Origin of the sequence: Nioella aestuarii, assembly GCF_050896395.1 — a bacterium.
Classification (GTDB): Bacteria; Pseudomonadota; Alphaproteobacteria; order Rhodobacterales; family Rhodobacteraceae; genus Nioella; species Nioella aestuarii.
The window spans coordinates 1-23,480 of record NZ_JBPBBA010000038.1; the positions used below are offsets into that span (position 1 = coordinate 1).

Below are 23,480 nucleotides of genomic sequence, written 5' to 3' on the forward strand. Positions count from 1 at the left end.
GTGCTCTTCCGATCTTGGGTGGGCGGGGCGTCCGCCTGCGGCCCCTGGTGCCCGATGCTAGACCCAAACCGGTGGGGAGCTTCCCAGATTGCAGGCGGGCCTGTCCCAGGACATCGGCGCACCCGTTACGCTGACGGGCGGGGCCAAGCGACGCGCTGGCCCCCAAGGCGTCTGTTCCAGATAGGCCCCAAAATCCGCCTTGCCCGCAGGCGCGAATGCCGCCCGGTCATCAGCCGGATAACAGGCCAGCAGAGCCGCCGTTCTGGCCAGTGACAAGCGTGCATTCATGATCCCCTTCCCGGCAACCGCGTCCCGCAGCGCCGTCAGAGCCGCCGCGGCCATCAGATATCCTGTTGCGTGGTCCAGCGCCTGAACCGGCAGCGGCGCCGGATTTTCCGCCCCCGACCATCCCATGCCTTCCGCCGCAAGTCCTGCCGACATCTGCACCAGGCTGTCATAGCCCCTGCGCTGCGCCCAGGGGCCTGTCCAGCCATAGGCGCAAAGCCTGACTTCCATAAGCTGCGGTGCAACCTCTGCCCGCCACGCGGCCCCAAGTCCCAATCGCTCCAACGCATCCGGCCGATATCCGTTGACGAACAGATCCGCCCCTGCAAGCAGCTGTGCAAACTGCGCCCGTCCTTCGGGACTGCGCAGGTCCAGCCGAGCGCAGCGTTTGCCAAGGGCCACGTCGGGAGCAAGGCTCGGCTCCTCCCAATCGACCGGATCAATGCGCAGCACGTCGGCCCCGTAACCCGCCAGCGCGCGGGTGGCGACAGGGCCAGCCAGAATGCGCGTCAGATCCAGCACCCGCAGCCCCTGCAAGGGCCGCTCCGGCGTGCCGCCCCAATCGCGGATCTTGCCAGCGCGTGGCGTGTCCCATGTGACCAAAGGCTCAGCAGCAACCGCCTTGCTTTGCGGATGTTTCGCCCATTCTGCAAGGCTGCGCATCTCTGCCGCGACGCCACCCTCTGTCACGACGGCTGCTTCCAGGTCCGCCGCCTTCCATGCAGATACGGCGCGCGCCACGTCTTCCCGTGTTTCGGCACACTTCAATGCCCGGATCGCCGCTGCCCGGTGGTGCGGCGCATTGGTGTGCAGCTTGATCCAGCCATCTGCCGCGCGGTAATCCCCGGCAAGGTCGTCCCAAGCAGGCGGCAAGTCCCAACCCTGCGGCGCAATCGAAAACGAAAACCACAGCGAGGCCAGCCGCCTGTCCACCGTCACCTCCGCTGGCGTTTCGCCAAGCGCAGCACGCAAGGTGGCAATCCCCTCTCCAACGGATGCCACCGATGCCGAGGCCAGATCGCTGACCGCAAAACACGATGGCAAACTGCCCTGCCCGGTCTCCGTCCACGCCCCCGGCAATCCCAGCGCTTGCGAAATCTCTTTCATTGAAACAGCCCCGAATATTCCGCCCGCAAGGCCACTTTCTGGACCTTGCCCATCGTGTTTCGCGGCAGTTCCGGCAGCACGATCACCTGCTTGGGCTGTTTGAATTTCGCCAGTTCCCCGGCGATGGCCGCCTTCACCCCCGCCTTGGTGATCTCTGCGCCAGGCTGTGCCACCACGACTGCGACTACAGCTTCGCCAAAGTCAGGATGCGGCACGCCGATCACGGCACTTTCCAGAACCCCTGACAGATCGTCAATCAGTGCCTCGACCTCTTTGGGATAGACGTTGAACCCGCCAGAAATGATCAGATCCTTCGCGCGGCCAACGATATGGACATAGCCATCATCGTCGATCTTTCCCAGATCACCGGTGATGAAGAAACCATCCTCGCGCAGTTCCTCTGCCGTCTTCTCCGGCATCTGCCAATAGCCTGCAAAGACATTGTCACCGCGCACTTCCAGCACCCCGATTTCACCCTGCGCCATCTCTGTGCCGGTTTCGGGGTCGCAAATCTTAAGCTCCACCCCCGGCAACGGAAAGCCAACGGTGCCCGCCCGGCGGTCGCCATCATAGGGGTTGGAGGTGTTCATATTGGTTTCGGTCATGCCGTAGCGTTCAAGGATCGCATGACCTGTCACAGCGCGCCAGCGGTCATGGGTCTCTGCCAACAGCGGAGCAGAGCCCGACACGAACAGCCGCATGTCCTTCGCAGACTCGGCCAGCCCATCTTGCTGCAACAGCCTCGTGTAAAAGGTCGGCACCCCCATCAAGGCAGTGGCCTTGGGCATTGCCGCCATGATGGCATCCGCGTCAAAGCCCGGCAGAAAGATGCAAGAGCCGCCCGCCATCAGCGTCACATTGGTGGCCACGAAAAGGCCGTGGGTGTGGAAGATCGGCAGCGCGTGGATCAGTACGTCCTGATCGGTGAACCGCCAGTAATCGCGCAAGGTTTCAGAGTTGGAGGCAAGCGCCCTGTGTGTCAGCATCGCCCCTTTGGAACGGCCCGTTGTGCCCGAGGTATATAGGATCGCCGCAAGGTCCAGCGCACCCCGTGGCACCGGGTCAAAGCCGGGCACCTCGGCGTCTCGTGCCTCTCGCAGGCTGCCGGAACCATCGGTGGCGATGGTGCGGACATGCGCGACCCCGCAGTCCTGAGCCACCGGGGCCAGTGCCTCCTGTTTGGCCGGATCGCAGACGAACAGCGCCGGGGCTGCGTCACCAAGGAAATAACGAACTTCGGCGGGCGTATAGGCCGTGTTGAGCGGGAGGAACACCGCGCCTGCAAGTACGCAACCCACATACAGCTCCAGCATTTCCTGCGTCTTGGGTGCCTGCACGGCGACCCGATCACCGGGCTGCACACCCATGTGGCGCAGCGCAGAGGCCATGCGCTCGGCATTTTGGAAGAACGCGCCATAGCTGACGCTCCGCCCATCCGATGCGTGTGTCAGGAAGGTTCGAGCCTCTTTGCCCGCCGATGCGCGGCGCAACCGGTTCGCGAGGAAATTGCTGTCATACATGAGGCCTCATCCTTCTTCGTCTTCTCATCGAGCAGATGCCGCGAAACGCCCCTGCCCCGCAAGAGGCTCAGCCATCGCGGACAACCGGATCAATAGGTCCGAGCGGGCCGCCGCAAGCCATTTCGACTGCCCTTGCCACCTGCAAGAGCCGCGCCTCGCCCCGATGCGACCCGATCAGCTGGATGCCGACCGGCAAGCTATTGTCGGACAGGCCTACAGGGACGGAGACCGACGGCAATCCGGTCGTGGCTGACAGGAAGGAGAATTTCAGCCAGTCGATATAGTCGCTTAGCGGTTCCCCGTCGATTTCGCGCGGGTATTCCTCTTCCACTGGGCCGGGCATCAACCCTACGACCGGGCAAGCCAACACGTCAAAATGGGCAAGGAAACCTGTCATCCGGTCGAAGAGGTCGGATTTCGCCAGTTGCGCATCAATCACGTCGTCAATCGTCAGATCCCGGCCCTGCTGAATATTCTGTGCCAGTGTCGGTTTGAAATGCTTTTGGATATGCTCCGGCGCTCGTCCCGTTCCGCTCGCCCAAAGCAATCCACGCAGGGTGCGATACGCATGGTCAAGGCCGGGCAGATCGGGGCAGTCTTCCTCCACCACGCCACCGGCGCGGGCCACGAGCTCCAGCGCGCGACGCAAGTATCCCTCGACCTCGGGCGAACATCCAGCGAAGCCGCCAAGCGTTGGGGCGAAGGCAATGCGGACCTTTTCGTCGGCGCGCAAGACTGTCTGCTGGTAGGACTCTTCGGGCGGCGGGAAGGAGATCGCCCAGGTGGGGTCGAACCCGGACATAGCGTCGAGAAACAGCGCGCAATCGCGGACGGATCGTGCCATTGGACCCTGCACCGCCTCTGGGTGGAACCGGTTGCCCGCCGGGCCGGGGCTGACCAGACCGGGGCTGGGGCGGAATCCCACGACGCCGCAGAAGGCCGCGGGCGTGCGCAGGCTGCCTGCAAGATCAGACCCATGCGAGAGCCAGAACTCACCCGTCGCCAGCGATACAGCTGCACCACCGGAACTGCCGCCCGCATTGCGAGAAATGTCCCAGGGATTACGGGTTCTGCCAAAGACCTCGTTAAAGGTATTGGCCCCTGCCCCCATTTCCGGTGTGTTTGTCTTGCCCAGAACCACGCCGCCTCGTGATTCCAGGCGCTCGACCAGAGGGTGGCTCTCCTCTGGCACGAAATCCCTGAACCCAAGCGAGCCCCAAGTGGTTCGGACACCCGCAACCGGGCTGAGATCTTTGATACCGATGGGAAGGCCCGCCAGCCAGCCGGGATGATCAGCCTCCGCAAGATCCATAACCGCTTCGCGCGCCCGGTCCTCGCACAGCGTCACGGTAGCGTTGACCGCCGGTTCCACCTCCGCGATCCGGGTCAGGGCCGCGTCGATCAGCTCTGACCGGCTGACCTCACCCGCCTTTAGCATCGCCACCACTTCATGCGCCTCTTTGGCGCAGATCTGAGGCCCCGTGAACACCGCGTCTGTCATGCTTTGATCCCCTGCATTTGGAACAGCATGATCCATGCGCTGGCCAAATGAAACCGCGATGACGCAGGCCCTAGGCAATCCCTGCGCAGCGCCCCATAATCACGCCCCATGGGACGTCGCCTTACCAGAAGCTTTGGCAGCTCGCCTGCCCTGCGATCACTGCTTGTGATCGTAGCGCTGGCCATTGGGCTCAGCCTTGCCGCCATGCCGCGGCTGGAACGGTATTTCCTGATGCAAGCCGCCGTGCGCGAGGAGGCGACGCTCAGACTGGCCACCGAATCTCTGCGCAGCGCCCTGAACCGGACCGACGTGTTGCCCCGCCTTCTGGCGGAACGACCTATCCTGATCAGTATCCTGCGGGATCCCGACAACCAGGGGCTGGTGCCTTATGGAAACGAACAGCTTCGCCAGACCGCCCTGACACTCAACGTCGCCGATATCTGGTTGATGGACACGACCGGGCTTACCGTCGCATCCAGCAATTACCGGCGCGAGACGTCTTTCGTAGGGCGGCGCTTTGACTACCGCCCCTATTTCAGCAGCGCCCTGTCCGAGGGGCGCGGCAGGTTTCATGCGCTTGGCACCACATCAGGCCAACGAGGCTACTATTTTGCCGCGCCGGTTCTGGATGGCACCGAGATTGTGGGCGTGGTTGCCGTCAAGATTCTATTGGATGAGTTCGAGGCCGCCTGGCGCGATAGCCCCAACACCATCGTCGTGACCGATTCCAGCAATGTGATTTTCCTCTCCGACCGCACTGATTGGCATTTCAACAGTCTTGGACCGATCCCAGAACCCGCTTTGGAAACCATTGTCGCCACGCGGCAATACCCGCTGGATCAATTGCAGCTGCTGCAGACAGAACGGCGCGATCTGGTCCCGGGTCATGACCTGCTGACCGTCACCGGCACCGACGGCCGCGAAGAATTCGTTACCAATACAGGGCTGATTGCCGCTGTGGGCTGGCGTGTGTCGGTGCTGACACCAACAGGACCGGCCCTTTTGCAAGCCCGCCAGACCCTGGCACTGATCGTCCTCATATTCCTCTTTGCCGGGCTGGTCGCCGTCTTGTTCCTACAACGGCGCGCCCGGCTGGTCGAACGGCTGGACCAACAGCGCCAGCACCGCGAACAGCTGGAACGGCGAGTTGCAGAACGCACCGCCGATCTTAACTTCGCCAATGCGCAACTTGTGCAAGAGGTGGAAGAACGCCGCGCGACCGAACTACGCTTGCGGCAGACTCAGACGGAGCTGGTTCAGGCGGGGAAGCTGGCGGCGCTTGGCCAGATGTCGGCAGCACTCAGCCACGAATTCAACCAGCCGCTCGCCGCTGTGAAGGCTTATGCGGAAAACGCAGCCACGTTCCTGGACCGAGACCGGCCAGAGGACGCACGCAAAAATGTCGGGCTGATTTCCCAGATGGCCGACCGCATGGCGTCCATCTCCAAGCATCTGCGCAATTTCGCGCGGCGCCCGCAAGAGAAGATCGGACCGATCCCATTGGTGGCGGTATTGGGCGATGCGCTTGACCTGATGGCCCCCAAGCTGAACGCTGCAGGGGCGACGGTGCACTATGACCCACCTGCGCAAGAAATCATGGTGATGGGTGGACGTGTGCGGCTGCAACAGGTCCTTGTGAATCTTCTGTCCAATGCACTGGACGCGATGGAAACCTTGGAACAGCCCGAGATCGAAATTGCCATCCTGAGCGACGGGTCCAGGCAGCGGGTCGAAGTCTGGGATCGAGGCCCTGGCCTGACCGAGGAAACCCTGACACACCTCTTCGATCCGTTTTTCACCACCAAGAGCCCTGGCAAGGGCCTGGGCCTTGGACTGTCGATATCCTACAATATCGTGCGAGATTTTGGAGGCACCTTGGCCGCCCGCAACCATCCCGAAGGAGGGGCCGTGTTCGTCGTTGATTTGGCCCAGGCCCCCGATCAGCAGGCGGTGGCTGCACAATGACCCGCGAAACTATTTTATTCGTCGACGATGAGGATCACCTGCGTCTGGCGGCAGAACAGACGCTGCATCTGGAAGATCTGGATGTGACCTGTTTTTCCGATGCGGCAACCGCGCTGTCCCATGTCGCGCGCGATTATTCGGGAATTCTGGTCACCGATATCCGAATGCCCGGCATGGACGGGCTGACATTGATGGGAAAAGCGCTGGAGATTGACCCGGAATTTCCTGTGATCCTTGTCACCGGGCATGGGGATGTCGATCTTGCGGTTCAGTCGATGCGCGACGGGGCTTACGACTTTCTTGAAAAGCCATATGCACCGTCACGATTGGTAACGACGGTGCGCCGGGCGCTGGACAAACGGCGACTGACACTGGAAAACCGGGCCCTGCGCCGCCAGGTGGGTGCACGCGATACGATCGAGGCGCGATTGACCGGCCGATCAGAGGTGATGACAAAGCTGCGCGCCCAGGTCCGTGCCATCGCTGCAACCGAGGCGGACGTGCTGATCCAGGGCGCGACCGGGACAGGAAAAGAGGTCGCGGCCCGCGCAATCCACCGCGCCAGTGCCCGGGACGGCAAGCCTTTCGTCCATATCAACTGTGCCGCTCTGCCCGCCGATCTTATTGAAAGCGAGCTGTTTGGCCACGAGGCCGGGGCCTTTCCCGGCGCAACCCGCGCAAGGTTTGGCAAATTCGAACATGCGCGTGGCGGCACGGTCTTCCTCGATGAGATTGACGCCATGAGCCAGACAGTTCAGGCCAAGCTGTTGACCGCGGTCCAGAACCGAACGGTAACGCGGCTTGGCTCCAATGACCCTGTCGCGCTGGACATCCGAATAATTGCGGCGTCCAAGCAGGATCTGGAGGCAGAGGCCGCCGCCGGAACCTTCCGTCCGGATCTGCTCTACCGGTTGAATGTCGTGACCTTGCGCATCCCCGATCTTGAAGACCGGCGCGAGGATATTCCACGTCTCTTCACCCATCTGGTCGCAGAGGCAGCCGCCCGTTACAAGCTGCCGATACCGCAGATCCCCGGAGCTGTCCTGACCGCTGTCGCGGCCCGCAAATGGACGGGTAATGTACGCGAGTTGCGCAATGCGGCAGATCGCTTTGCCTTGGGGCTCGACCTGGATATCGGGGGGACGCCGGCACCAAATTCTTCGGGGTGCAGTCTGGCGGACAGAATGGCTGAACACGAGAAATCCCTGATAGCCGCCAGCCTGACAGCCCATTGTGGCAGCCTCAAAGACACCTATGAATCACTTGGGCTGAGCCGCAAAGCGCTCTACGAGAAGATGCAGAAATACGGTCTTTCGCGCGGCGCATTCACCGAGGAAGACTGACCCACCCCCGGCAATGGGTCGATCCGGGGACATGCCTGACGCCCTTTTGTCACCCTTCCGACCCATCCACCTGCTTTTCTAATGCTTCCAGTGATTTTCATGACCCACGCAGGTTGAACGCATGGCCAACCCAGACCCTTAGTTGCGGCGCACGGCCCGCTTGAGGGCCTCGGATGGAGAGGAGGCTTCATTCGAACAAAGCCGGTAGAGAACCGGCACGAACCGGAGGACAATTCACAATGAAATTCACCAAAGTCACGGCGTTCGCGCTGACCACTGCGCTGACCACCACCGTCGCTTTCGCTGACGGGCACATGGACCGCGAAGGCTGGCCGGAAAGCTTCACCGTTGGCACCGCGTCTCAGGGCGGCACCTACTTCGCCTACGGTTCTGGCTGGGCCAACCTTGTGGCAGAAGAACTGGGTATCACCGGCGGCGGCGAAGTCACCGGCGGCCCGATGCAGAACATGGCGCTCGTGCACACCGGCGAAGCCCAGTTCGGCATGACCACCATGGGTCCGGCGGCTGAATCGCTGCAAGGCACCAACCCGATCGCTCCCGGCCTGCCGATGACCAACGCTTGCGCCATGTTCCCGATGTACCAGACGCCGTTCTCTGTGACCGCTCTGGCATCGTCGGGCATTGCGTCCATCTCGGACATTCCGGCAGGTGCGCGCATCGGCTTCGGCCCCGCAGGTTCCACCTCGGACACCTACTTCCCGCGCATGATGGAAACGCTTGGCGTGGACTTCGAGCGCCGCAATGGTGGCTGGTCCGATCTTGGTGGCCAGCTTCAGGACGGCCTGCTTGACGTGATCGCCTTTGCAGCCGGCGTTCCGGTTCCGGCCGTTAGCCAGCTGGAAGTACAGACCGACGTGAACATCATCGAGTTCACCGAGGAAGAGCAGGCCACCATCATGGAAGCCTTCCCGGTCAGCCAGTTCAACATTGCAGCCGACACCTACACCACGCTGGAAAACGATGCGCGGTCCGTGTCCATGTGGAACTTCGCCATCGCCAACTGCGACCTGCCGGCCAGCTTCGTCTATGCCGTCGTCGATGTGGTGATGTCGGACAACGAGCGTATGGTGAACATCCACCGCGCTGCTCGCTCCACCCTGCCCGAGAACTGGGACCGCAACGGTGTTCTGATGTGGCACCCCGGTGCCGCCCAGTGGTTCACCGAACATGCCGGTGCGGAGATCCCCGCCGACATGATCCACGGCGATATGTAATCGCGGCCTAAGGCCTGACAACCTGTGCCGCGCCCCTTTCCCGGGCGCGGCATTTTTCAAACCGGGATCCGCCTGATATCTCTCCCCGGGCGGAGCGGAGGGGACAATGACAAGTCAAACTGCACAAGACGAGGACATCATTCTCGCGGAAGGCGTGGATGAAGAGCCGATTGAACGGAACCGGCGGATCTTTGGCGGCGCATCCGCCATCGTATTGGCCACACTGGCGACGCTCTATGCCGCCTTCCACATGCTGGCGCTGAATGGTGTGTCCATCAGCGACTGGACCGGGATCGAGATCCCGCTGCTTCCGCAATTCCCGCTGGAAACCTGGAACTTCCGCATCGTCCATATCGCGGGCGCTGTGATTTTGGGCTTCCTTCTGTTTTCCGCACGGCTGTTTCAGGATGAAGAACGCGCTGCGACGCCACTTCTGTCAAAAGCTGGGTTCCTCCTGCTGCTGCCCGTTGCCGTCGCGGGCTATACCGCCGTCGGTTTCAGCATCCTGATCAGCTCCGGCACCCTGCAACAGATGGGTGGCCTGACGGTCTGGATTTCCAGCCCGCAAATCCCGGCTGGCGCCGAGATCTACGCACAGGAAATCTATTGGTTCGGCCTGCCGCTGCTGATCGCGACCTTGGGCGCAATCGTTATGGGTTGGTTCGAAAACGCCCCGCGTGACCGCTTTGCCACGTCCGATATCGTTCTGGCTGCCTGCGGGCTGGTCGTCGCCATCTATCTTGTGGCGATCTATGGCACCGCTGCGCGTAACTCTGTCGGCACACCCTTCGTGCCGATCGGTGTAGCCTTTGCCGCAACGGCGGGCACGGCGCTGATCATGGAACTGACACGCCGCGTGGCCGGTCTGGCCCTCGTGATCATCACCGGGGTGTTCCTGACCTACACCTTCACCGCGCATCTGCTGCCTGGCATCCTGGCCGTGCAGACGCCCTATACCTGGCAGCGCTTCTTCGGCCATGTCTATTCGGATGCAGGCATCCTTGGGCCGACCACGGCTGTCAGCTCGACCTATATCATCCTCTTCATCATCTTCGCAGCCTTCCTTCAGGCGTCGAAAGTGGGTGACTACTTCGTTAACTTCGCCTTCGCAGCCGCCGGACGTGCACGGGGTGGTCCCGCTAAGGTGGCAATCTTCGCATCGGGCCTGATGGGCATGATCAACGGCACCTCGGCGGGCAATGTGGTCGCCACCGGCTCGCTGACGATCCCGCTGATGAAGAAGGTGGGCTATCACAAGAAGACCGCTGGCGCGATCGAGGCTGCGGCGTCAACCGGTGGCCAGATCATGCCGCCGATCATGGGCGCCGGTGCCTTCATCATGGCAGAGATCACCGGTATCCCCTACCAGGAGATCGCCATCGCCGCGATCATCCCTGCGATCCTCTACTTCGCGTCGATCTATTTCATGGTCGATCTGGAGGCTGCCAAGCTGGGTATGCGCGGTATGCGCGAGGATGAACTGCCGAAGTTGAACAAGATGATCCGTCAGGTCTATCTGTTCATTCCGATCATCATACTGATCGTGGCCCTGTTCTATGGCTACTCAGTCATCCGGGCGGGCACCCTGGCCACCGTGGCAGCGGCTGTCGTCAGCTGGCTGACGCCCAATCGCATGGGGTTGCGCTCGATCCTTCATGCGTTCGAGCTCGCGGGGGTCATGTCGATCCAGATCATCGCGGTCTGTGCCTGTGCAGGCATCATCGTGGGCGTCATCAGCTTGACCGGCGTCGGTGCGCGCTTCTCCTCGATGCTGCTGGATATCGCCGCAGCCTCGCAGCTTCTGGCGCTGTTCTTCGCCATGTGCATCGCCATCCTGCTTGGCATGGGTATGCCCACCACGGCGGCATATGCAGTTGCAGCTTCGGTCGTTGCGCCGGGCCTTGTGAACCTCGGCATTCCGCAACTGACGGCGCATTTCTTCGTCTTCTACTTTGCCGTTGTGTCGGCCATCACGCCCCCCGTGGCGCTGGCCAGTTACGCTGCGGCAGGGATATCGGGGTCAAACCCGATGGAGACATCCGTGGCGTCGTTCAAGATCGGGATCTCTGCCTTCGTGGTGCCCTTCATGTTCTTCTACAACTCGGCCATCCTGATGGACGGGACGTGGTTCGAAGTGATCCGGGCAGCTTTGACCGCAACAGTAGGCGTGTTCCTGCTGTCCTGCGGGATGCAGGGCTGGTTCATGGGCGGGCGCACTGCCTGGTTCCTGCGGGTGGGTCTGGTGGTCGCCGCGCTCTTCATGATCGAGGGTGGCTTGGTCTCTGACATCATCGGCGTCGGTGCGGCTGTGGCGATCTTCTTCGTACAGAAGGTCTTCCACCCATCACCCGACACGAGTTTCGATGTGCGGGGCGCTGACTGAGCCCTTGCCAGTGTTGTGCATGAATAAGGAGGTCGCCCTGCGGGGCGGCCTCTTGTTTTATTAAGAAGGGCAAGACTAATATCCGACAAAATCAGACAGGAATTGATCATGCCCCAGATTACCGGCCATTTCGACACGCCCCACGCATCCAAATATCTGCAACAGCTGTGCAAGCATTTCGGCCACAAACGAGAGGTCAGCTTTGACGATACGACCGGAAGGGTCAGCTTCGATTTCGCCACGGCGCACCTTGAGGCAACGCGCGAACGGCTAACGGTTACGCTGGACCTTTCCGACGCCAATGATGCCGATCGCGGGCGGCATGTGATCGACAAGCACTTGGAGCGTTTCGCCTTTCGTGAAGGGTTTGAAAAGATGATGTGGGCGTGACCCGGCCGAGCAGCTCTCAAAAGAAAAACGCGCCCCAAGGGGCGCGCCTTTTCGTGGGCAGCTAAGTGGTTGGATATCAGGCCGCTTCGGCCTGGTTCCGGCGCTCGCTTTCCTCACGAGACAGAGCGACAGAGGTCCGCACCCCGTTGGCAACGAATGCCATCAGGCCATCGACCACACGTTCGTTCGGGTCGATACCAGCGCAAGACAGAACCTCGCGCCCATCACGGGACCGGGCCCACCGGGCGATTTGCTCGGGGCCATTACCATATTTCTTATCATCAGCGATGGCGTCATCCAAAGCGGCAAGGACCACGGCCGCAAACAGCTTGCGGGACCGCTGGCCCTGTTCGTGATTGAATGCCGTTCCATCAACGAAATCTCTCATTTCGTCGTCCTTTTTATTGCTCTTGCATTTCCGGCGTGGCGTCCCTTATGCCCATAGTATGGGCGATTCGGGTGTGTAATTTCTGCATACTAGGTATGCACGTATTGCATACATAGTCCACAATCCCCTCTATTTCAGGTGTATTGCCACCCCAGTCATGGGCAGATATAGGATTTGCCAAGATTTTCTCAACCTTTCGCCACGGAAAAGACTCATGCCCAAGATCAACGGCAACGAAATTCGCCCGGGAAATGTGCTGGAACACAATGGTGGCCTGTGGGCTGCCGTGAAAGTGGACCATGTGAAGCCCGGAAAGGGCGGCGCCTTCGCCCAGGTCGAAATGCGCAACCTGCGCAATGGATCGAAACTGAACGAACGCTTCCGCAGCGCCGACAAGGTGGAACGGGTGCGGCTGGAACAGAAAGACCAGCAGTTTCTGTATGAAACCGACGGGATGCTGGTGTTCATGGATACCGAAACCTACGAACAGATCGAGCTGCCGGCCGATTTGCTTGGAGATCGCCGTCCGTTCCTGCAAGACGGCATGACCATCGTCGTGGAGTTCCACGAGGCCGAGGCGCTAAACGCCACCGTGCCGCAGAAAGTGACCTGCAAGATTGTCGAGACTGAGCCGGTTGTGAAAGGCCAGACGGCGGCCAACAGCTTCAAACCCGCGATCCTCGATAACGGCGTCAAGGTCATGGTTCCGCCCTTCGTCGGTCAGGACGAGATGATCGTCGTGAATACCGAAACCATGGAATATTCCGAACGCGCTTGACGAGGCGCGACGAAGATCCTTGAAGGATCTTCCAAGAATTTTGCAAAATTCTTGCCGCCCGGTTCCTGTCGAGGGATCGGGCGGTATACGTTTAGCGAGAGCCGCCCCAGGGGGATTGGCGATCGACCCGGCGCTGCCCTGCCCGTGGAACCTTTGTGCTGGCCGGTGCGTCATCGTAGCGGGCAGGTTGGGCCCCTGCCGCGGGCGGCTCGCTGAAGCGTTCTGCATGAGGTGGCAGGCCGTGATTGTGCCGCCAGAAGCCCGGTCCGCCCCTGCGAAGCCACACGGGCAGCACAAGCACAACCCCGGCGACAAAGCCGCCGGCATGAGCCCAATAGGCCACACCGCCGCCAGCTGCCTCTGACGCGGCGCCATTGACCAGTTGCAGGCCGAACCATAGGCCCAACATCAACCAGGCGGGCACGGTGATGACTTTGATGATCACGAAGATGATCAGAGCCACATCCACCCGCGCCCTGGGAAACAGCAGCAGGTACCCGCCCATCACCCCGGCAATCGCACCCGACGCACCGACCATGGGCACCGTCGAAGACGGGTCCGCCGCCATCTGTGCAAAGGCCGCTGCGACGCCACTGGCGAGATAGAACAGTAGATAGCCCAGATGCCCCAGCTGATCCTCCAGATTGTCACCGAAGATGTAGAGGAACAGCATATTGCCGATGATATGCATCCAGCCCCCATGCAAGAACATCGAGGTGATGATCGTGTGCAGTTCCAGCCCTTGCGAAGCTTCGGCCGGGACCAATGCCCAATCCATGTAGAAGGCCATCAATAGCCGTTCCTGACCACCGATGCCTGGAAAGTAGCTCAGAAACACCACGACGTTGATCGCGATCAGGGCCCAGGTAATGAATGGGGTGCGATCGGACGGGTTGTGGTCACGTATTGGAAACATGAGATCCAGATTCTCCCGTCACGCCACAAGGTCAAGAGGCTGCGGTGCTATTCGACATCCCGCGCGGCCAGAGCCAAACGAATTTCACGTCTCACAAGCTTGCGCACATTGCGGGTGATGCGAACACCCATGTCGCCCTGAAGCTCCTCCCGGACGACCTCTGCAATAATCTCTCGCAGCGCTTCTTCATCCACGAACCCTTCGCTGTCATCGGGGAAGGTGAACGGGCTTTCTCCCAAATCCTCGACATCCTGTGACCCATCGGGGGAAAGCTCTGGCTCTTCCGGGTCAGAGGCAAGGAAATCGGTTACGACCGTTTCGGCTTCGGCTTCGGCTTCGGCTTCGGCTTCGGCTTCGGCTTCGGAATGCAAGACGCTGCTTAGGTCTGATGCAAGCTGCTGCGCGATGTCTGCGGAAATGTCGTCGTCCAGGCCCTGCACCGCATGGGTGTCTTCTGCCAGATCCGGTTGTTCCTTGCTGTCAGCATGCGCACGAACGATCTCCACCCTGACGCGTGGCGCGGCTTCAGTCGGCTCCGCATGGGCAGCGCGGGCTTCGGCCAGTTCCAGGGTCGGCATGGGCAGATCATCATTGCCCATTGCGACATTGTCTTCATCGGGCTCGTAGTCGCTGACACTAGAGGTGCTTCGAATGAACGAAAGCGGCACGTCCGCATAGTCTGCTTCAGAGTCAGCCGCTTCCTCAGCCTCGGCAGATGCCGCTTCCGAAACCTCCTGCAACAGCGCTTCGGTTACGTCCATCGGATCGGTCAACGCATCCACCGACGGGGATGCCTGTGGATCCGGTGATGTTGGATCACTCGCTTCCCACTGGTCGGCCTGCAATTGGGGATCGGGAGAATGATTTTCAGCCGCGCCAGGTGCCGGTTGATCGTCTGTGCTCTCTTCTGCCCAAAGCTCTTTCGCCCAATCAGCCCCCTCATCCCGATCGATTTCCGCCAGATCTGCCGCCTCGTCGACGGACACCTCTGGCGTCTCATCCTCTTCGGCGCGGGGTATGATCGGCACCCAAGGGTCTTCAGGATCGGTGACACGCAATGCAGGGGTCAGTAGCAATCGGTTGCTGGCGCTTTCAGCGGTTTCTGGAGCTGGCTCCTGCAAAGACGCGGGCTGTTCCGCATCGCGCGCACGAACGGGTTCGGATCGTGCAGGCGGTTGATGTTCGGATACAAGTCTCCGGATAGAGGACAGAACATCCTCGATCTCATCGGATTTAGCCGCATCTGCCATAAGCACCACTCCGCTTTTGCCGCACCTGCCCCGGGGCACAAGAGTTTGTTTTCCCGGCAGGATAGACTCAGCGGGCCGTTCGGGCAATGGATAGCTAAACTTGCGCGTAATGAAGGATCAGTCGCGCCCTAAGCGGTCCAGAACGGCGTCCAGCTGCTGACCCTGACGAGAGATCGGCCGCATCGGCGCCCCGCTGACCGCGTTGTAGTATTCGGTCGGGTCATATTCCGGCACGTCCAGCCCCAGATGTTCAACGGTCAAAAGGCCCATGGCGGCCAAAAGACCGTAACTTGCCGTGTAAAGCGAGGTTTGCGCCTCGATCAGGCCGATGCGAGCCTCCAATAGATCCTGTTCCGCATCGAGGACATCAAGTGTGGTACGGGCACCGAGAGATGCCTCTTCCTGAACGCCCCGGAAGGCCAGCTGGCTGGCGCGGATCTGCTGCTGCGAGGCTTGGATCGAAGCCGACGCAATGCGAATCTGCGCATAGGCATTGCCGATTCCCTGAAGAACGGTGCGCGTGGCATAGTTCAGCTCAGCTTGCGTCGCATGCAACGTGGCCAGTGCGATCCGTTCAGCCGACGCCAAACGGCCGCCTGCATAAAGCGGCTGAGTCAGTTCAATGGACAGACGCGTGGAGCCGGGGCCATTTGCAGATGGCGCGGGGTCGAACCCGGTCGAGGCGGTTACGCTAACCTCGGGGCCATAATCTGTGCGGGCAGCAGCAAGCGTCAGCTCATCCGCGCGCACTTCGTGCTGAAGCGCCAGGATAGACGGGTGCGATACGCGGGCGATGGAAGCAGCCTCGTCTTCGGAACTTGGCAACGACGGGAACCCGCCAGGTCCGGTCAGACCGTTCGGGCTGCGCCCTACTGCAATCTCAAAAAGCTCCCGGTCGATCATCAGCGCGCCCTGCGCGGCGACAAGCGCCCCGCGTGCTTGCGCCAGTTGCGCTTCGGCCTGAGCGACGTCGGTGCGGGTTGCTTCGCCAACCTCAAACCGATCCTCGGACGCGCGCAGCTGTTGGGTGATCACCCGCACATTGCTTTCGCGAACCTGCACCACCTGCATATCTCGCCACACCTGCATGTAGGCCGTGACCGCATCAAGCAGCACCCGCTGTTCGAGATTCACCAAGGCCTGACGCGTGGCCAGAACCGTTTCCTGCGCGGCATCGCGCGCCAGACGGCGCCCGCCACCATCATAGACCAGCATCGACGCCACAAGGCTTAGGCGGTCAGTCTGAATATCGGCCGGCACATCCCATTGCGACGACGCCACGAAGGACAGAACCGGCCGCAGTCCAGCAACCTGCTGTGCAACGCTCTCGTCCTGAAGGCGCAATAGATAACGGTTCTGTTCCAGCAGGTCGGAGTTTCGGTAGGCATCTGCCAAGGCGTCAGACAATCCGTCTGCATCAGCTGCATGGGGGAACAGCGCGGCACCAACCGCAATGGCCGTGGCCGCCAGATGTCTCAGGATCGTCACACGCATTTGTTCTATCCCCCAGTCACGCCCCGGTGGGAAAATCCGGGGATACCTTTTATAAAACGAAACCCGACTGCTTTGTGAAGCCGGGAAGAACGGGTGCCGTTGCGTTAAACGCCATGCGCCAGTTCATCTTCCCATCCAATTTGTGTCCGATCCGACATTCTCCAAGAGGGCCGTCCATAAAAATCGCCGCGATGCGGCCACCTTCCTTGAGCTGATCGGTCAGGGCGGCGGGAACTTCCTCAACCCCGCCTTCGATGCAAATCACGTCATAGGGGCCATGTTTGGCACTACCCTCGGCCAATGCGCCCTCGATCACGGCGACATTGTCGACGCCTTGTTCGCTAAGCGTGGACTGTGCGTCCTCGGCCATGCCCTCAATCTCTTCAACCGCAACGACAGCCTCGGCCAGATGCGCCAGAACCGCGGCGGAATAGCCAAGGGCACATCCGAGGTCGAGAACCAGTTCATGCTGTTCGACATTCAGCGCGTCCAGCATTTTGCCCTGAGTACGCGGCTCCAGGACGACACGACCGCCATCCAGCGTAACGTTCTCACCCATATAAGCCACGTGACGCAACGCTTCGGGCAAATACGCCTCGCGCGCGACGGTCAGCATGGCTTCGATAATATTGAACTTCGTCACGTCCTGCGGGCGGACCTGAGTGTCAACCATCACGGTGCGGAGGGTGGCAAAATCTTGCATGTTCGAACCCGGGAAGCTTGTTGTTTCGCCCCTCTTGCCACAGCAGGCCAGCAGGGGCAACGGACAAGCCGCCGCGCAACGTGCGGGACATGGGGGGCCGGTGCAGAATTACCGCAAAGAGCCGCTTGCACAAACCCCGCGAATGGGGCAAAACGCGCCCACACCATCGGCGGCGAGTTGGCGGAGTGGTGACGCAGCGGATTGCAAATCCGTGTACACCGGTTCGATTCCGGTACTCGCCTCCACTTTTTCCTCAGATCCCAATCAGAAAAAACTGACAGCCGGCTGGCAAGATCAGTCTCGTTTTGCCCTTTTCTTCGCGGGTGTTTGTTGGGGTCACGAGCAACGCTTTTATGGTGCGTTCTACCCCGGCCTCTGTTCGATAGGATCGACAGAGAAACCGTCTGCCCCCCCCCAAAAAAACCGCTACGTTTAACATGTTGTTCTGGAGTGCGAACCTGCTGCGCGACTTCTGGATTGTGGCACCTTTAGCTTATCTCGGTCTCTGCCCAAAGCGTCAAAGAACGGATGGCAACCACAACACCAAGGCCGGGAACATGATCAGAACCACAACCCGAATGATCTCGGCCCCGAAGAAGGGCATGACCCCCTTGAACGTGTCGATCATCGGCGTGTCTTTCGCCAATGCCGAGATGACGAACACGTTCATCCCCACGGGCGGCGTAATCAAACCCAACTCGACCACAATGAGTGCTAAGATCCCGAACCAGATCTTCAGGTCTTCGGTGCTCATCCCATAGCCCGTATTTTCACCAAAGGCATAAAGCCCCCCGTTGAGTTCCACTAGAACCGGCCAGAAAAACGGGATGACCAGCAGGATCATTGACAGAGAGTCCATCAGGCACCCTAGCAGCACCAGCGCGATCAGAAGCAGTACAAGCACGGTCATCGGTTCAAGGCCAGACGCGGAAATCCACTCTGCCGTGGCTTGCGGCATCCGGATGCGGGACATGAAGATCTTCATAAGTTCCGCGCCCAGAAGGATCAGGTAGATCATGCCGGTGGTCTGGGCGGTTTCCTTCAGGCTGACGATCATGTCGGCCCATGACAGGCTGCGCCTGGCAAGGCCATAGACCGCTACCAGAAACACGCCCATGGCCGCGCCGGGGGTGGGGTTGTAAAAGCCGCCATAGATCCCCCCCAGAACAAGGGCGAAGATCAGGACCACGGGCAGCACGCCCACGGTTGCTGCAATGAATTCTGCCCGGTCCGCCGCGCCCCCCTTTGGGCCTGCCTCGGGCCAGATCAGAACGTAGATCAGGATGGTGATCAGAAAGAAGAACACCGCCATGATGCCAGGGATCATCGCAGCCATGAACATGGTTACGATATTGGCCTCGACGATGATTGAATAGATGATCAGAACGACCGAGGGCGGAATGAGAATGCCAAGCACGCCACCTGCAGCAAGTGACCCGGTGGCCAGCGACCCGGAGTAGTTGAAGCGTTTGAGTTCCGGCAACGCGATGCGACCCATGGTCGAAGCCGTGGCCAGCGACGAGCCCGATACTGCCCCGAACCCCGCACAGCCTGCGATGGCAGCCATGGCAGTCCCGCCAGGGGCCCACCCCAGCCACGCATTCGCACCCCTGAACAAAGCCTTTGACAGGCCAACCCGACTGGCAATCGCCCCCATCAGCACGAACATAGGCACCACCGAAAGCCCGTAATTCGAGAACTGCCCATAAGCCAGCGTCTTGAGCTGATTGAGGACCGTGAACGGCCCGTTCATAATGACCGTTCCGACACCACCAACGAGGATCATGGCATAGGCAATCGGCATCCGAAGGGCGATCAGGACGATCAGCGCGACAAGGCTGATCAGCCCGAGAGTGATGGGATCAAGCATGTTGTATCAGGCCCCGCCCCGGGCGGTTTTGCCGAGGTATTCGATAAGTGTGATGACAGAGGCCACGGCCAGCAGGACCAGCGACAGAAGACAGGGCAGATAGGCCCACCAGATGGGCACCTGCAAGATGGCGGTTGTGTAGTTGTACTGGCGCTGGCTAAGCATCCCGCCATACATGGCGTAAAGCAGCAAGAGCCCGAAAATAAGCGCCACGACCGACGCGACAAGCGTGAAGATCGAGATCCACAAGGGCGAAGCGCGCGAGGTGAAGATATCGGCGGTCACGTTGGCGCCGGAAATCTGGCAGTAAGGCAAAAAGGCAAAGGCCGCGATCGCGATCCCCATCTGGGTCAGCTCGAAATCGCCCTGAAAGGTGATGTTCGTCTCGGGGAAAATGGCTGTCCAAACGTCAAGCGCGCTGACGACCGACCACACATTCATCAACACGACAGCCACCACCATGAACCCACCCAGGATGGCCCAGGTGGTGATCACGGTTTCCGCCGTACCGGTCCAGCCGGTACGACGGGTATGTTGGGCAACGGCCTCCATTACATATCGGATGCGTTGGCGGCGATGGCGGCGCGGGCCTGTTCCACCAGTGCGGCACCGTCGATGCCCATGCCGCCCACTTCCTCGATCCATCGATCGACAACCGGCTCAAGCGCCGCCTGGAAAGCGGCGGTTTCGTCTTCGGTAAGGGTGACATGGGTGTTGCCCGCATTCACGGCCATGTTGATGCCGAAGTCATCCGACGCGCGCCAGATCTCGCCCACTTGACCCCACCATTCGCGGTTGGATGCCTCGCGGAAGGCGGCCTGGATATCCTCGGGCAGGCTGTTCCAGCGGTCGGCATTCATCGACACCTGGAACGTCGTGGTGCCAAAGCGGGCCATGTCAGCGCCTTCGATCTGGTATTCGGTCTGTTCCTGAATGCGCAGCGGCGGGATGATCTCCCAGGGGATGAAGGCCCCATCCACGACACCGGTTTGCAGCGCCTGCGGCAGTTCTGGCACCGGCATGGCGACAGGCGTCGCGCCGAGCGCTTCGATGATCCACGCCCCGGTACGGGTCGGAATGCGCATCCGCAGACCTTCCATGTCGGCGGGGCTACGTACCTCGCGCTCGACCATGTGGATGCCCTGACCGGCATGGACGTGAAGGAACATCACCTCAACGCCCTGATACTCCTGACGCAGATCGCTCTCGAACATGTCGTACATGGCGAGGTTGGTGGCGACGGGATCGTTTACATAGACGAAAGGCAGTTCGAACACTTCGGTTCTCGGAAAGAGACCCGGCGTATAGCCGTTCACCGTCCAGACCAGATCCACCACGCCATCGCGGGCCTGGCTGATCAGTTCGGGCGGACGACCGCCGAGGGTCATGGCCGGGAAGATCTCGATATCGACCTGTCCGCCAGAAAGTTCCTCGACGCGGGCGGCCCAGGGTTCCAGCATCTGGGTGTGGGCCGGGGCCTGCGCGCTGAGAAGATGGTGTAGGCGGAACGTGTGTTCCTGGGCACTGGCTGCACTGGCCAAACCCATGGCAGCAGCAATGGCCCCTATGGCGATTGTAGTCTTCATGTCTTTCCTCCCTTTGGTGGCTGGCGGAGGCTTTCGCCCGGGCCAGCAAGTCCACGGCTCAGTCAACCGCGAATTCTTGACGTTGTCACCCATTTGGTGCCTTGTCGGCCCTAGATCTGCGTTTCTGGCAGGCGAAGCACCAGCCCGTCGAGCTCCTCCGATATCTGTATCTGACAAGACAAGCGGCTTGCCGGGGTGACCTCGCAGGCCGCGAATTCCAGCATGTCCGCTTCGATGCCGGTCGCAGGCCCTACCCTTTCCATCCAATCCTCCGCGACATAGGCGTGGCATGTGGCACAGGCCATCGCCCCTCCGCATTCAGCCGTAATTCCATCAACTCCATGGGCGAGCGCGGTCTGCATGGCACTGTCACCGACGCGCGCATCGACTGTTTGGGCTGTTCCATCCGGGGCCAGGAAAGTGATCTTGGGCATCTGACGGGGATCTCCGGGCTCAGTTCAGGCGAACGGGCAAGTTGAGCGGCCCGCGAAAGCCGAAGCCCTTCCAGACCACAGTTTCAGGCTGCACCAATTCCATATTTGGAAAGCGCTCGAAGATCATTGGAAGCATGATCTTTCCCAGCATCATCCGGGCCAGGTGAGTGCCCATGCAGTGATGCGGGCCCGAACCGAAGCTCTGATGTGGGTTTCGGCCGCGGAACGCATTGAACAGATGACCATCCTCGAACAGGTCTTCATCATGGTTCGATGATGCCTGACAGGTCATGACCACCGTATCCTTGGGTATGTCGATGCCCCTGATCTGGGTGTCACGGATTGCACGTCGCGAGCTGACCTGAATAGGCGCGACCCAACGGATCGCTTCCTCGAAGGCCGCACCCCACTGACCGGTTTTCTTGATCTCGTCCAACTGCTCGGGGTTGGTCAGCAGGCCGTAAAGAACCGTCAGCAGTGCGTCGCGCGGTTCATTGATACCGCCGCCTATAGCGATCTTGATATTGGCGACGATCTGGCTCCACTCGATGGGATCATCGGCATTGACCATCACGGACAGAGCGGTTTGATCCGGGTTGGCGCGGTAGTATTCCGCCTTCTGCTCCATCAAGGCATCCATCGCCACATGAGCGCGGTCCACCCGTTCGAAAGGTTCATCGAACCCGCCGAAATTTCCCGCCCCGTCAATCAGCGCCTGCGACCAGAACTGCATGTCGTCGTCGCTCGCCTCGGACAGGCCAAGGATATCCGCAAGGATGCGAGCGGCCAGGGGCCCTGCGAGCGTCGGGAAGAGATCGACCACCTCGTCCCTTGGCAGCCGGTCCAGGTATTCACCCGCCAGCTTTTCATAGGCTGGCCCCCACAACGTCTTGAGGTTGCGGGGCGAAAACGTTGGCATCATCGCGTTGCGTTCGCGCAGATGTTCCTCGCCATCTTTGCGCATCAGCGTATGGGCGTGAAAGGCGCGCTTCATCGGCGTGTTGGGATCGTCCGAAGACCATGTTTCGGGATCATCCTTCACGGCGCGAGTATCGGCCGCCTTGGTCAGCATCACCCTGTTCACGGCCTTGACCGCGACCACCGGGCTTTCAGCGCGCATCTGTCGGTAGAATGGATAGGGATTGTCAATCAGCTGCGTGATCGACACCGCGTCGTTGACGGGTGCCAGTGGCATGACGAGATCCTCCCTTCGCGTCCAGTGCGCCCTGACTTAACTTGCCTTCCGGGATCGAACAACTTAATGGAATTGATAGAACTGATCGGAAAATTTGATAGGCCAGAAAATGAAGGCACTAAACATAGATTTTGCCGATCTGCGCACTCTCAGGCTGGTGCATGAACACAGGTCGTTTTCAGTTGCGGCGCAGGTTCTTGGGGTGAATCAGTCAGCGGTCAGCTACACGATCGAGAAGTTGCGGCGGGCCTTTGACGATCAGCTATTCTTTCGTCAGGGCACACAGGTAGAGGCAACCGAACGCTGCACGGCCATCGCAGAGTCTGCAACCTCGCTTTTGGCGGAAATGGAACGGCTGGCCATGCCGGAGGCCTTCGACCCATCCGAAGCCGAGCACAGCTTCACAATCGCCTGCAATTTCTACGAACGACAGTTGATCCTTCCATTGGTCATGCGGCGGCTCAGGGCCGAGGCACCGAATATGCGCGTCAAAACGATCAACTCCATTTCGCAAGGTCATCTGCAACTCAAGCGCGGCGAGGCAGAGCTGTTGATCGGCCCCTTGATGACCGAACAGGCGGGTTTCTATTGCCGAAATCTGGTGTCAGAACGCTATGTCTGCATCATGGACCCGGACAACCCTTTGGCAGATACCCCCCTGACGCTTGATGCGTATCTTGCCGCGCGTCATGCGGTGGTTCTTTACGGGGGCGGATGGCGGTCGGGCTATCTGCGTTATCTGGATAGGATGGGCCACAGCCTCAATCAGGTGCTGACGGTGCCAAGCCCCGCCGGACTCAACCGGATTATCGCGGGAACCGACATGATCTCAACCGTGCCTCGGCGCATCGGAGAAACCCTTGGCAGCGCGATCCACATGGTCGACTGCCCCTGCCCTGCCCCTTTCAGCATCTCTCTGGTCTGGACGGAACGCACGCATCGCTCTCCGATCCATTCCTGGTTGCGCGACCTGATCGCCCGAGAGGTCAAGCTGGCCTATGGCGACGCCCCATAAGACCAGTGCCCAAATAACCTTTTACCTGCGCGGCTGATCGCGACTGTAGTAGATGAAAACGTATCGCGCTTGCGTCCTCGCGCGCTCGGTCCATCCTTTCGACCTTGCCGTTGGTCCAAGCA

Annotated in this window: 20 protein-coding genes and 1 tRNA gene; 8 read left to right on the forward strand and 13 right to left on the reverse strand. The window is 60.6% G+C overall.

What is annotated here, in order from left to right; all coding sequences use genetic code 11:
• Window positions 1–57: 57 nt before the first annotated feature.
• The 3 genes from ACROHD_RS17190 to ACROHD_RS17200 form a co-directional block, all read right to left on the reverse strand.
• The gene (locus ACROHD_RS17190; RefSeq protein ID WP_432679613.1) at window positions 58–1,392 is read right to left on the reverse strand and encodes a CoA transferase; all 1,335 of its coding nucleotides are present in this window, start codon (window positions 1,390–1,392) and stop codon (window positions 58–60) included.
• Window positions 1,389–2,912 carry a malonate--CoA ligase gene (locus tag ACROHD_RS17195; protein WP_432679614.1) on the reverse strand — a complete coding sequence of 508 codons (1,524 nt, stop codon included), beginning with the start codon at window positions 2,910–2,912 and terminating at the stop codon, window positions 1,389–1,391. Before ACROHD_RS17195 ends, ACROHD_RS17190 begins: the two co-directional genes overlap by 4 nt.
• 67 nt (window positions 2,913–2,979) lie before the next feature.
• Window positions 2,980–4,413, reverse strand: coding sequence for an amidase (locus ACROHD_RS17200; protein WP_432679616.1), 1,434 nt, complete (start codon window positions 4,411–4,413; stop codon window positions 2,980–2,982).
• Window positions 4,414–4,521: 108 nt separating this feature from the next.
• On the opposite strand from ACROHD_RS17200, the gene ACROHD_RS17205 reads away from it, so the two are divergent.
• The 5 genes from ACROHD_RS17205 to ACROHD_RS17225 all read left to right on the forward strand — a co-directional run bounded on the left by ACROHD_RS17205 (window position 4,522) and on the right by ACROHD_RS17225 (window position 11,729).
• The gene (locus tag ACROHD_RS17205; protein WP_432679617.1) at window positions 4,522–6,378 is read left to right on the forward strand and encodes an ATP-binding protein; all 1,857 of its coding nucleotides are present in this window, start codon (window positions 4,522–4,524) and stop codon (window positions 6,376–6,378) included.
• A complete protein-coding gene (locus ACROHD_RS17210; protein WP_432679618.1) occupies window positions 6,375–7,721 on the forward strand; it encodes a sigma-54-dependent transcriptional regulator in 1,347 nt (448 codons plus the stop codon). Before ACROHD_RS17205 ends, ACROHD_RS17210 begins: the two co-directional genes overlap by 4 nt.
• Window positions 7,722–7,960: 239 nt before the next feature.
• Complete coding sequence (locus ACROHD_RS17215) at window positions 7,961–8,956, forward strand: TAXI family TRAP transporter solute-binding subunit (protein ID WP_432679619.1); 996 nt, start codon at window positions 7,961–7,963, stop codon at window positions 8,954–8,956.
• Window positions 8,957–9,062: 106 nt separating this feature from the next.
• Window positions 9,063–11,339 carry a TRAP transporter permease gene (locus tag ACROHD_RS17220; protein ID WP_432679620.1) on the forward strand — a complete coding sequence of 759 codons (2,277 nt, stop codon included), beginning with the start codon at window positions 9,063–9,065 and terminating at the stop codon, window positions 11,337–11,339.
• Between the two features lie 108 nt (window positions 11,340–11,447).
• Complete coding sequence (locus ACROHD_RS17225; RefSeq protein WP_432679621.1) at window positions 11,448–11,729, forward strand: DUF2218 domain-containing protein; 282 nt, start codon at window positions 11,448–11,450, stop codon at window positions 11,727–11,729.
• A 76-nt stretch (window positions 11,730–11,805) separates the two neighbouring features.
• Here the strand turns inward: ACROHD_RS17225 and ACROHD_RS17230 are convergent, their stop codons facing one another.
• On the reverse strand, window positions 11,806–12,117 hold the full coding sequence (locus ACROHD_RS17230; protein ID WP_071690647.1) for a DUF6280 family protein: 312 nt from the start codon (window positions 12,115–12,117) through the stop codon (window positions 11,806–11,808).
• 214 nt (window positions 12,118–12,331) lie between these two features.
• On the opposite strand from ACROHD_RS17230, the gene efp reads away from it, so the two are divergent.
• Window positions 12,332–12,895 carry an elongation factor P gene (efp, locus tag ACROHD_RS17235; RefSeq protein ID WP_432679622.1) on the forward strand — a complete coding sequence of 188 codons (564 nt, stop codon included), beginning with the start codon at window positions 12,332–12,334 and terminating at the stop codon, window positions 12,893–12,895.
• Between the two features lie 91 nt (window positions 12,896–12,986).
• Here efp and ACROHD_RS17240 read toward each other — a convergent pair whose 3' ends face one another.
• The 4 genes from ACROHD_RS17240 to ACROHD_RS17255 all read right to left on the reverse strand — a co-directional run bounded on the left by ACROHD_RS17240 (window position 12,987) and on the right by ACROHD_RS17255 (window position 17,258).
• Entirely contained in the window at window positions 12,987–13,811 is an 825-nt protein-coding gene (locus ACROHD_RS17240; protein WP_432679623.1) for a rhomboid family intramembrane serine protease, read from the reverse strand.
• Window positions 13,812–13,858: 47 nt separating this feature from the next.
• Entirely contained in the window at window positions 13,859–15,061 is a 1,203-nt protein-coding gene (locus tag ACROHD_RS17245; RefSeq protein WP_432679625.1) for a hypothetical protein, read from the reverse strand.
• Between the two features lie 117 nt (window positions 15,062–15,178).
• Complete coding sequence (locus ACROHD_RS17250) at window positions 15,179–16,555, reverse strand: TolC family outer membrane protein (protein WP_432679626.1); 1,377 nt, start codon at window positions 16,553–16,555, stop codon at window positions 15,179–15,181.
• 49 nt (window positions 16,556–16,604) lie between these two features.
• Complete coding sequence (locus ACROHD_RS17255; RefSeq protein WP_432679627.1) at window positions 16,605–17,258, reverse strand: protein-L-isoaspartate O-methyltransferase family protein; 654 nt, start codon at window positions 17,256–17,258, stop codon at window positions 16,605–16,607.
• 171 nt (window positions 17,259–17,429) lie between these two features.
• Here ACROHD_RS17255 and ACROHD_RS17260 point away from each other — a divergent pair.
• A tRNA-Cys gene (locus ACROHD_RS17260) sits at window positions 17,430–17,503 on the forward strand.
• Window positions 17,504–17,775: 272 nt separating this feature from the next.
• Here the strand turns inward: ACROHD_RS17260 and ACROHD_RS17265 are convergent.
• From ACROHD_RS17265 to ACROHD_RS17285, 5 genes are all read right to left on the reverse strand, one after another.
• On the reverse strand, window positions 17,776–19,128 hold the full coding sequence (locus ACROHD_RS17265; protein WP_432679629.1) for a TRAP transporter large permease: 1,353 nt from the start codon (window positions 19,126–19,128) through the stop codon (window positions 17,776–17,778).
• Window positions 19,129–19,134: 6 nt separating this feature from the next.
• On the reverse strand, window positions 19,135–19,680 hold the full coding sequence (locus ACROHD_RS17270; protein ID WP_432679631.1) for a TRAP transporter small permease: 546 nt from the start codon (window positions 19,678–19,680) through the stop codon (window positions 19,135–19,137).
• Entirely contained in the window at window positions 19,680–20,714 is a 1,035-nt protein-coding gene (locus ACROHD_RS17275) for a TRAP transporter substrate-binding protein (protein WP_432679633.1), read from the reverse strand. The genes ACROHD_RS17270 and ACROHD_RS17275 overlap by 1 nt, the downstream gene beginning before the upstream one ends.
• A 110-nt stretch (window positions 20,715–20,824) precedes the next feature.
• Window positions 20,825–21,148, reverse strand: a complete 324-nt coding sequence (locus ACROHD_RS17280) for a 2Fe-2S iron-sulfur cluster-binding protein (protein WP_432679634.1) — start codon at window positions 21,146–21,148, stop codon at window positions 20,825–20,827.
• A 19-nt stretch (window positions 21,149–21,167) separates the two neighbouring features.
• Window positions 21,168–22,343, reverse strand: a complete 1,176-nt coding sequence (locus ACROHD_RS17285; RefSeq protein ID WP_432679635.1) for a cytochrome P450 — start codon at window positions 22,341–22,343, stop codon at window positions 21,168–21,170.
• 109 nt (window positions 22,344–22,452) lie between these two features.
• Between ACROHD_RS17285 and ACROHD_RS17290 the strand changes: the two genes are divergently transcribed.
• Window positions 22,453–23,358: a LysR family transcriptional regulator gene (locus ACROHD_RS17290; RefSeq protein ID WP_432679636.1), complete on the forward strand. Its 906-nt coding sequence runs from the start codon at window positions 22,453–22,455 to the stop codon at window positions 23,356–23,358.
• The last annotated feature ends 122 nt before the right edge of the window (window positions 23,359–23,480 follow it).